Source organism: Ornithinibacter sp. (assembly GCF_035443565.1).
Lineage (GTDB): Bacteria > Actinomycetota > Actinomycetes > Actinomycetales > Dermatophilaceae > Fodinibacter.
Window position 1 is genome coordinate 1 of the sequence record NZ_DAORSO010000127.1, and the last position, 6470, is coordinate 6470.

At 70.8% G+C, this 6470-nt stretch carries 6 protein-coding genes; all 6 read left to right on the forward strand.

The window, feature by feature from the left end; all coding sequences use genetic code 11:
- The coding region (locus PLL68_RS11445) for an Ig-like domain-containing domain (RefSeq protein ID WP_324534195.1) at window positions 1–911 on the forward strand (911 nt) is incomplete at its 5' end.
- A gap of 121 nt (window positions 912–1032) precedes the next feature.
- Window positions 1033–1575 carry a hypothetical protein gene (locus PLL68_RS11450; RefSeq protein ID WP_324534197.1) on the forward strand — a complete coding sequence of 181 codons (543 nt, stop codon included), beginning with the start codon at window positions 1033–1035 and terminating at the stop codon, window positions 1573–1575.
- 78 nt (window positions 1576–1653) lie between these two features.
- Window positions 1654–2904, forward strand: coding sequence for a glycosyltransferase family 4 protein (locus tag PLL68_RS11455; protein WP_324534199.1), 1251 nt, complete (start codon window positions 1654–1656; stop codon window positions 2902–2904).
- Complete coding sequence (locus tag PLL68_RS11460) at window positions 2897–4669, forward strand: glycosyltransferase family 4 protein (RefSeq protein ID WP_324534201.1); 1773 nt, start codon at window positions 2897–2899, stop codon at window positions 4667–4669. Before PLL68_RS11455 ends, PLL68_RS11460 begins: the two co-directional genes overlap by 8 nt.
- On the forward strand, window positions 4666–5586 hold the full coding sequence (locus PLL68_RS11465; RefSeq protein ID WP_324534203.1) for an ABC transporter permease: 921 nt from the start codon (window positions 4666–4668) through the stop codon (window positions 5584–5586). The genes PLL68_RS11460 and PLL68_RS11465 overlap by 4 nt, the downstream gene beginning before the upstream one ends.
- Complete coding sequence (locus PLL68_RS11470; RefSeq protein WP_324534205.1) at window positions 5579–6469, forward strand: ABC transporter ATP-binding protein; 891 nt, start codon at window positions 5579–5581, stop codon at window positions 6467–6469. Before PLL68_RS11465 ends, PLL68_RS11470 begins: the two co-directional genes overlap by 8 nt.
- Window position 6470 lies beyond the last annotated feature (1 nt).

Consider the following 6470-nt stretch of genomic DNA (forward strand, 5'->3'; position numbering starts at 1 on the left):
ACGACGGCAACATGACGCTCACCAGGGTGTCCGACGGGTCGACGGTCTCGTTCACGCGGGCCTACTACACCGCCGACAACCGGCTGCTCGTCAACCCGTTCGGTGGTACCGCCAGTACGCTCGCGCCGAACACGCAGTACCGGTTGACCCTCACGGGTGGACCATCGGCGATCCGCAGCCTGACGGGCACGCCCCTGGCGACGACCACGATCACGTTCACCACGCTGCCGGCGGCACCTGCTCCGACGGTGCTCAGCACGACTCCGGTGGACGGGGCGACCAACGTCGCGGTCGGTTCCAACCTCCAGGTCTTCTTCTCGGAGGCGGTCACGGGGTACGGAGGATCGAACGTGAGGCTCACCAAGGTGTCCGACAACACCAACGTGCCACTCACCCGGGCCTTTTACACCGCCGACAACCGGCTGCTCGTCAACCCCTTCGGCGGTGCAGCAGACACGCTGGAGGCAGGCACGGAGTACCGGTTGACCCTCACGGGTGGACCATCGGCGATCCGCAGCCTGACGGGCACGCCCCTGGCGACGACCACGATCACGTTCACCACGCTGCCGGCGGCACCTGCTCCGACGGTGCTCAGCACGACTCCGGTGGACGGGGCGACCAATGTCGCGGTCGGTTCCAACCTCCAGGTCTTCTTCTCGGAGGCCATCACGGGGCATGGGACGTCGACCGTACGGATCACGAAGGTGTCCGACGACACCAACGTGCCGCTCACGATGGCCTTCTACACGTCGAACAACCGGTTGCTCGTCAACCCCTTCGGCGGTGCAGCAGACACGCTGGAGGCAGGCACGGAGTACCGGTTGACCCTCACGGGTGGACCATCGGCGATCCGCAGCCTGACGGGCACGCCTCTGGCGACGACCACGGTGACGTTCACCACGGCGCCGTGATCGACTGAAGGGACTCGGCAGTGCTTGGCGCCCACCCGCGCAGGGTGGGCGCCAAGCCGTCGCCGGAGCACGAGAGCATGACCACGAGAATGGGGAGGCGACAACGATGAGAAGACGATGGTTGGCCATCGCGGTGGCAGGTGTGTTCGCGGTGTCAGGGTGTACCGGAGATTCGGACGAGCCGTCCGAGTCGTCCACGAGCAGCGCGACCACCGCGGGGCAGGAGGCCGGGGGCGGGGATCCCGCGGCGTCCCCGAGCGGCGCCTCGGCGCCCCCGCGGGAGAAGGCGGACGCTGCCTTCGGGAAGGCCTTCGCCTTTCCTGACGGGTTGAAGGTCACCGTGAGCAAGCCCGAGACGTTCATGCCCTCGGCAAAGTCGATCAACGGTGGGGAGCCGGCCTTCGTGACCTTCGAGGTCACCGTGGAGAACGGCACCACGACGAACGTGACTCCGGCCCAGGTCTTCGTCACCGTGCAGAGCGGCGCGGGTGAGGGGGGGCAGGTGCTGGACCCCGGCGAGGGCATCAAGAGTCCACCCACGAAGGCCGTCGCACCCGGCAAGAAGGCGTCGTGGCCACTGGCGTTCGGCGTCCTGGACGCCGACGACGTGGTCGTGCACGTCCTGCCCGGTATCGACGCCGAACCGGCGACGTTCGGGGGGTGAGTCGGCGGCCGGGCGGGGTGGGGGCCGTCCCCGTACCCTCGTGCGTGGACGGCTACCCATTGTGAACAGGACGGTGCGATGAGGATCCTGCTCATCACGCACCACTACGCCCCCGAGGTGGGTGCCCCCCAGCACCGGTGGAACGCGCTGGTCCGGCGGTTCGTCGGGGCCGGGCACGACGTCGCCGTGCTGGCGCCGTCGCCGCACTTCCCCAGCGGCCGAGGGCACCCCGGCGATGCCTCACTCCGCCCGGGCGCGGTCGCGAGGGGACTCCATGGCGAGCAGATCCACCGGCTCCGGTTCCTCGAGCACGACGCATCGGTGGCTTCCCGCGGCCTGGACCAGCTGGTCTCTGCCGCGGATGCGACTCGCGTGGGCCTGGCACGCTTCTCGGGTCAGCGGCGTCCGGACGTCGTCGTCGCGACGGCGCCCGGACTCCCCAGCCTCGCGGCGGGTCGGGTGCTCAGCACCGTCCTGAGGGTCCCACTCGTCATGGAGGTGCGCGACGCCTGGCCGGACCTGCTCAACGTTCGCCACGAGTGGGAGTCGGGCGCACCGGGACGCCCACCGTCCCCACGGCACCGTGCAACCACCGTGGCGACCCTGCTCAGCTTCCCGATCACGGTGATGCAGCGGGGGGCAGACGCGGTCGTGACCACCACGGACTCCTTCGCCGACGTGCTCCATGGCCGGGGCATGCACCCGGTGCGCGTGATCCGCAACGGCACGCACCTCACGATGCCGGTCACGCTCCCCCCGCCGGACCCCGCAGCCCCTGAGCTGCGGGTGCTCTACCTCGGCACGGTCGGTCGGTCCCAGGGCCTGGGGTCGGCGGTGCGTGCCGCGGCGCTTGCTCGTCGAGCGGGGGTACCAGTACGACTGCGGATCGTCGGTGACGGGGCAGAGACGCCTTCGCTCGCCGAGCTGGTCCACCGTCTCGAGGCCCCGGTGACGATCCTCCCTCCCGTGCCGCACGCGGACGTCCTGGAGCACTACGCCTGGGCCGACACGGTGTTGGTGAGCCTGCGGGGGTGGGAGCCCTTGGGCTGGACGGTCCCGTCCAAGCTGTACGAGGTGCTCAGCACCGGACGTCACGTCACGGGAATGCTCGCGGGCGAGGCGGCCCGCATCGTAGAGGACACCGGCGGCGGCCATGTGGTACCACCGGACGAATCCGCGGCTCTTGCCGCGCTCTGGGCACGCCTTCACCACGACCGCGGGCTGCTCGAGGTCGGCCCGACGCCCCGGGAGTGGGTGGCCCGGCACGTCGACAACGACGCCCTGGCCGACCAGTACCTCCAGCTGCTCGAGGGGGTCGCCCGTGGGTGAGGTACCCGGCCTCGACCGGCTCTCAAGGGTCACGCGAAACCTGATCCTCCTGGCTCGGACCGGGTCCCACCACGCGGCCGAGGACCCACTGCTCCTCGTGGTCCAGTCCGCGCGACGCCTCCCCCGCCACCTGCGGACACCCGTGGCCCGACTCATCGCACTCGGCAGCGCCGGACACCCGGGGCTGCGACCCGCCCTCGCCCAGTTCGTGTCGGATCGCCCCGACGACGCCGCCACCCTGCTCGGGCGCGCCACCCCTCCCCGGACCGCGGTGGGCCGACGGCTGGCCGGGGAGCTCGCCGTGCACCTGGGGCACCCGGAGAGCATCCCGGGCGGACTGACCGCGACGCCGGCAGTCACGCAGGCGCGATGGGCATGGCGACGCGGCGACATCTCGGTCGCCATCCAGCTCGCGGGCAGCTCGACGGCGGGGCATCGGTACGGGGCACGGCTGGTCTCTGAGCGAGCCATGATGCAGCCGGGGTTCCGGCTGCCGTCGAACGAGGGCCACGCCGGCTGGGAACCCGCTCGCCGGGGGGCTGGCCCGCGCGCCCTGCACGTGCTGACCAACTCACTGCCGCACACCTCGAGTGGGTACACGATCCGCTCCCACGCGGTCCTGCGGGCGCTGCTCGCGGAGGGCATCGAGGTCGAGGCGGTCACCCGGATCGGGTACCCGGTGACGGTGGGCCGGCCCCTCGCCCGCGCTGTCGACGTGGTGGACGGCGTGCGCTACCGGCGCGTGCTGGCCGACGGTGCCGCCCGCACCCCCGTCGAGCGGCTGCAGCAGATGGTGGCGCAGACGCTCACGATCGCTGAGGACTTCCGGCCCACCGTGTTGCACACGACGACGAACTACAGCAATGCCCTGGTGACCGAGGCCGTCGCCCGAACGCTCGGGCTGCCGTGGGTGTACGAGGTCCGCGGGCAGCTCGAGCGGACGTGGCTGGCCTCGCTCCCGGTGGGCGACCGGGCCGCCGGGGCCGCGAGCGAGCGGTACGCCCTGCTCCGGGCTAAGGAGACCGAGATGATGCTCGCCGCGGACCAGGTGGTGACGCTCGGCGAGACACTCCGGGAGGACCTCGTCCTGCGCGGGGTGCCGCCCGAGCGGGTGACGGTGGTGCCGAATGCCGTGGATGCCGCGCTGCTCGACGTCCGGCTGGATCCGGCGCAGGCCCGGGGCCGGGTGAACCTTCCAGAGGAAGGTTTCTGGGTGGGGACCGTGAGCTCCTTGGTCGACTACGAGGGCCTCGACGCCCTGCTCGACGCCGTGGCACTGCTGCGGGCGGAAGGACTCGACGTCCGGCTGGCCCTCGTGGGTGACGGGGTCTCGCGGTCGGCCCTCGAGACCCGGGCAGCACGTCTCGGGCTGGGGCAGGCCGCCGTGCTGCCCGGTCGGGTGGGCAGCCAGGAGACGGCACTGTGGCACCGAGCCCTGGACGTGTTCGTGGTGCCACGCAGGGACCTCGAGGTGTGCCGCGTGGTGACCCCACTCAAGCCTATGGAGGCCATGGCGGCGGGTCGCCCGGTGATCGCCAGCGACCTGCCCGCGCTCGCGGAGGTCGTGCGCCGCCCCGACACTGGAGTCATGGTGCCGCCGGGTGACGTCAACGCCCTCGCCGCGGCGATCCGGTCACTCGCCTCCGACGCGCTCGCACGAGCCCGGTACGGAGAACGGGGCCGAGCGTTCGCGGCCACCCGCACCTGGGCCGCCCATGGTCAGCGCTACCGAGAGGTCTACGAGTCGCTGGCGGGGGCCCCATGACTGCCAAGCGCCCGCCCGCCGATGCGGTCGCTGCGGACAACGACTGGTTCTTCGACGGTCTGTCGGGCGAGGCCCGGGATGCCGAGGGCACGTGGACGCTCAAGCCGGTCGGCAGACGGCTTCCCCTCGGGCAGTACCTGCGCGCCCTCTGGCAGCGGCGGCACTTCATCTGGGTCGACTCCCGAGCGCGGGCGTTCTCGGCCAACGGGGGGTACCTCCTCGGGAATGCCTGGCTCGTGCTGAGCCCGCTGCTCGAGGGCCTCACCTACTACCTGGTCTTCGGTCTGCTCCTCCAGACCTCGCGAGGCATCGACAACTACGTCGGCTACCTGCTCGTCGGCGTCTTCATGTTCCACTACACGTCCCGGTGCATGACCGGTGGCGCCAACGCCCTCTTCACCGGGCGCACCATGATCAGGGCGTTCAGCTTTCCCCGGGCCGCCCTTCCGATGTCGGTGGTGCTGCGCGAGATGGTCGGCATGGGGCCGGTGGTCCTCACCATGGTGCTCATGATCCTTGCCATCCCCCCACACGCCGAGGTCTCGTGGCGGTGGCTGCTCCTCCCGATGGTGGTGGCGCTCCAGACCATGTTCAACCTCGGGCTCGCCCTGGTCATGGCACGGACCGCCCATCACCTGCCCGACATCAGGAAGGTCGTGGGGTTCGTCACCCGGTTGTGGCTCTACGGCTCCGCGGTCATGTTCTCCTTCGAGCGGTACGTCGAGGATCCCGGCGTGCTGCGACTCCTGGAAGCGAATCCCCTGTTCCTCGTGCTGGACATCACCCGAGACCTGCTGCTGTACGCCGTCACCCCCTCCGTGGAGTCATGGCTGACCCTCACGGCGTGGGCGGTCTGCTCGGTCTCCGTCGGGCTCCTCTTCTTCTGGCAGGGAGAGGAGCGGTACGGCCGTGGATGAGCAGACCGGCGGGCCCCCGGTGCGCCGGACCGGGTCGGAGGTGCCGACCGGGCACCCGACCGTGGCCGTCGCCGACCTCCACGTGCGCTACCAGACGTCGTCCACGGAGCGCACCACGCGGCATCCCGGCCAGCCACGCAGGCGGGTCCTCCACCGGCTCCTCGAGCGGAACCCCCAGGTTCAGGTCAGGGCGCTGAGCTCGGTGTCGTTCGTGGCCCGGTCCGGTGAGTCGATCGGGGTCATCGGCAGGAACGGTTCCGGCAAGTCCACCCTCCTGCGGGTCATGGCCGGGCTCGAGACCCCGACCCGCGGTTCGGTTCGCGCGCAGTCGACGCCCGTCCTCCTGGGCGTGAACGCTGCACTCATGCCGGAGCTCTCCGGGGAGCGCAACGTCGAGCTCGGTCTGCTCGCGATGGGCCTGTCCCCCAGGGAGGTCGAAGCGCTCCTGCCCGAGGTGATCGACCTCGCCGGTATCGGCGACTCCATCCACCTCCCGATGAGGACCTACTCGTCGGGGATGGGTTCCCGGCTGCGTTTCGCGATCGCGGCTGCTGCCAACCCGGAGGTCCTGCTCATCGACGAGGCGCTGGCCACCGGTGATGCCGCCTTCAAGGAGCGGTCCGAGGAGAAGATGACGGAGCTGCGCCGGAACGCCGGCACCGTCTTCCTCGTGTCCCACGCAGCCCAGACCGTCGAGGAGATGTGCACCCGGGCCATCTGGCTGGACTTGGGCCGGGTGGTCCTGGACGGCCCGGCATACGAGACCGCGCAGAAGTACCGGTGGTGGTCGTGGAACGTAGCCCGGGGCAACCACGAGAAGGCGAGGGTCCTGCTCGCAACGGCGGCAGAGGAGCAGAGGCTGGCCACCGAGCCAGACGCCTAGG

What these genes read in the sequence shown, in the direction of transcription:
- PLL68_RS11465 (WP_324534203.1), top strand. Translation starts at nt 4,666, where the DNA reads ATGACTGCCAAGCGCCCGCCCGCCGATGCGGTCGCTGCGGACAACGAC.
- PLL68_RS11455 (WP_324534199.1), top strand. Translation starts at nt 1,654, where the DNA reads ATGAGGATCCTGCTCATCACGCACCACTACGCCCCCGAGGTGGGTGCC.